The sequence below is a fragment of the Persicitalea sp. genome, assembly GCF_041751555.1.
GTDB lineage: Bacteria > Bacteroidota > Bacteroidia > Cytophagales > Spirosomataceae > Persicitalea.
Genome location: NZ_JBGSXF010000257.1, coordinates 1 through 3121, shown reverse-complemented (window position 1 = coordinate 3121; position 3121 = coordinate 1). Strand labels below are relative to the sequence as shown.

Here is a 3121-nt window from a genome sequence, read left to right as displayed (position 1 = left end):
CCGACCGCGATTCCCACCCCGATGGCGTTGCCCGCCTGAAACGAAATACAGACCAGAAATACGCCAATCCCTACCACCGTGGCCGCCGTTTTACCAAATCGTGCTTTTATCGAACTCAGCAGCGATTGGTCGGTCGCCAGGCCAATCCTGGCCGACATGGTCGTGAACACAATCATGAAAAGGATGGCAACCGGGATGATCCAAAGCAGTTCGAAACCGTAGGAGGCGCCGAGTTTGGAGGTAATAGTCAGTTTGCTCGGGCCGAAGACCAAGGCGGCTGTGATAAGGCCAGGGCCCAATGTCTGTAGCCATCGAACGACAGTATTTTGTTTTGTCAAATTGTAGATTTTTATCGCGAAAGAGCAGGTTTTATTCTTTCAGTGATTTGTAAAAGCTCCTTAAAGGCAACCGTCTTTCCGACGCGTGTCGGTGATACTCGCGATCTTCCAGCCGCTCTCGAACTTGATCAGAGTAAACGCGTTCACGCCACAATGGCTAAACTTATCTCCAATGTAGAATTTGTAGGGTACCCACACGGTTGCCATTGGTCTGTCCACCTGGATTTTCAAATCGTAGATGCGTTCATCCCATATTTCTTTATGGGGCGTTCCAACGGCATTTACGAAGCTCTCAATGCCGTTTTTACTGGTTTTAACTTTCCCAGTGACATCCATTGAAACGGATTGCAGCGTAGCGTCGGCGGTGAACGACTTCGCCACGAGCGAGGAGTCGCCCGTTTTCATGCCAGTAAATAGTTGATCTACGATGGCTCTTACTTCTACTTCGGCGCTTTGGGCCTGGACGATAGTGTTTCCAAAAAGCAGGAGGGTGGCAGAAAGCAAGGCCACGGTTGGGAGTTGTCTGATCTTTTTGTGAATTGGCATAGCGTTTTCGAATGAGGTACCTTTGTTTGCTTCTTTTTAGAAGCTGGGTTTTGCTAGAAACAAAGAATATTCAAATACGGACTGTTAGTCCGCACCACATGTATGTCTGACAAAATAAATAAAAAGGTCAATATCAAGAACAAGCGCGCTTCGTTCGAGTATTTCTTCCTCGATACTTTCACGGCGGGTATGGTGCTGACGGGTACCGAGATCAAGTCCATACGACAGGGAAAGGTCAATTTTCAGGACGCCTACTGTCTCTTCATGGACGATGAGTTGTTTGTGCGTAGTTTGCACATTTCGCCCTACACTGAAGGCACACACTACAACCACGACCCTATCCGCGACCGTAAGCTACTGATGACGAAGCGGGAACTCCGCAAGTTGGCCGAAAATATGAAAGATCAGGGACTAACCATTATTCCCACGCGGCTGTTTACCAGCGAGCGCGGCCTGGCCAAAATGGAAATCGCTTTAGCCAAAGGCAAAAAGCTTTACGATAAACGAGATTCTATCAAGGAGCGCGACATCAAGCGCGAAACTGACCGATCGGGGTATTGATTTAATGCTCCCTGCAAAAGTTTACTAACATTTAAAGTCCATTTGGAGTTAGAATGAGGTATATTTTTATAAATTGCCGCAAAGATTTACCTAGCAAACCCCATGGGCAGGAGAGTTTTGGTCCTCAATCAAGATTATAGTGCGTTGAGTGTATGTTCCGTACCGAAGGCTTTCCTGTTGGTGTATATGCAAAAGGCTGACATGGTCGCTCACTCCCCTACCCATGTGTTACGCACGGTCAGCGAATCCTATCCTATGCCTACCGTGGTGCGGCTGCGCCGCTACATCCACCTTCCTTATCGGGGCGTAATGATGACCCGCCAGAACATCTTCAAGCGTGATGGCAACCGCTGCCAGTACTGCGGCACCCACGACAACCTGACGCTGGACCATGTGCTCCCGAAATCGCGTGGTGGCAAAACCAATTGGGACAATCTGGCCACAGCCTGCAAGCGCTGCAACTCGCGCAAAGGTGACTACACTCCTGAAGAAGCCGCCATGCCGCTCCGGCAGCGGCCTTTCCGCCCGTCTTTCCTGATGTTCATTCGGGATCTTTCCGGAACGGTGGATGAGGGATGGCTACCTTACTTGGGGGCGAAGGAACCCGCTTACTGATTTATTAGACGATGGATTTTGGATAATGGACTGATCCGCCGGAGCAATTGGATTCGAATCCAACTATCCCAGCGCATCAATGTCTAACGTCGGGCGTCCAGCGTCCGAAATCCAAAATCTCCGTTTTTTTCGCCAGAAGCTTTTGTTTGCGAAAAAACGCTACCTTTGCGGTCTGTTTTCCAAAAAAAATGTTTGTTTTTTCATCAATTTCAGCCCATTCGTCCAGGGGCTGATGTATTTCAGGGCGGTTCTTCTCATTATTTATGGCAAAAATTAAGAAAGATTTAGTTGTTCCTGATTTCAATTGGGACACGGCTGACGACAAGGGCTTCGGTACGGGCTATTCTGATTCAGATCGCACGCGGCTGGAAGAAATGTACGGCGACACGGTTTCTACTATCGAGGAGAAAGAGGTGTTGAAAGGTGTGGTGGTAGGTATTACCGACCGTGAAGTGATTTTGAACATTGGCTTTAAGTCCGACGGCATCGTGTCGTCCAACGAATTCCGCGACCTGCCCGATCTGAAAATCGGCGATGAGGTGGAGGTTTACGTAGAGACCCAGGAAGACGCCAACGGACAGTTGATCCTATCGCGCAAGAAGGCGAAAGTCATCACCGCCTGGAACAATATTCAGGAGTCGTTCGACGGCGATAAAGTAATGGACGCTACTGTGAAGCGCCGCACCAAGGGCGGTCTGATCGTAGATGTTTATGGTATCGAAGCGTTCCTACCCGGTTCGCAGATCGACGTGAAGCCTATCCGTGACTTCGATGTGTTCGTCGGCAAGCGCATGGAAGTGAAAGTGGTGAAAATAAACCACGCCAACGACAACGTAGTAGTTTCGCACAAGATATTGATCGAGAAAGATCTGGAAGCACAACGCCAGTTGATTCTCAACAACCTCGAGAAAGGTCAGGTATTGGAAGGTATCATCAAGAACATGACCAATTTTGGTGCGTTCATTGACCTCGGTGGCGTGGACGGTCTACTGCATATCACGGATATCTCGTGGGGCCGTATTGGTCACCCGTCCGACGTGCTTGCGCTGGATCAGAAGATG

The 3121-nt window shown here is 49.3% G+C and carries 5 protein-coding genes; 3 read left to right on the top strand and 2 right to left on the bottom strand.

The window, feature by feature from the left end; genetic code table 11:
• Positions 1-338: divalent metal cation transporter (locus tag ACEW8P_RS09155; RefSeq protein ID WP_373512782.1), on the bottom strand; the 338-nt coding region annotated here is incomplete at its 3' end.
• Between the two features lie 60 nt (positions 339-398).
• Positions 399-884, bottom strand: coding sequence for a nuclear transport factor 2 family protein (locus tag ACEW8P_RS09150; protein WP_373512781.1), 486 nt, complete (start codon positions 882-884; stop codon positions 399-401).
• A gap of 102 nt (positions 885-986) precedes the next feature.
• Between ACEW8P_RS09150 and smpB the strand changes: the two genes are divergently transcribed.
• The 3 genes from smpB to ACEW8P_RS09135 all read left to right on the top strand — a co-directional run.
• The gene (gene smpB, locus ACEW8P_RS09145; protein ID WP_373512780.1) at positions 987-1445 is read left to right on the top strand and encodes an SsrA-binding protein SmpB; all 459 of its coding nucleotides are present in this window, start codon (positions 987-989) and stop codon (positions 1443-1445) included.
• Between the two features lie 102 nt (positions 1446-1547).
• Entirely contained in the window at positions 1548-2060 is a 513-nt protein-coding gene (locus ACEW8P_RS09140; protein WP_373512779.1) for an HNH endonuclease, read from the top strand.
• Between the two features lie 263 nt (positions 2061-2323).
• A partial coding sequence (locus ACEW8P_RS09135; protein ID WP_373512778.1) for a 30S ribosomal protein S1 occupies positions 2324-3121 on the top strand: 798 nt, incomplete at its 3' end.

Bases quoted from the DNA above. Each gene is read 5' to 3' on its own strand.
- smpB (WP_373512780.1), top strand. From the start codon at position 987: ATGTCTGACAAAATAAATAAAAAGGTCAATATCAAGAACAAGCGCGCT.
- ACEW8P_RS09140 (WP_373512779.1), top strand. From the start codon at position 1,548: ATGGGCAGGAGAGTTTTGGTCCTCAATCAAGATTATAGTGCGTTGAGT.
- ACEW8P_RS09150 (WP_373512781.1), bottom strand. From the start codon at position 884: ATGCCAATTCACAAAAAGATCAGACAACTCCCAACCGTGGCCTTGCTT.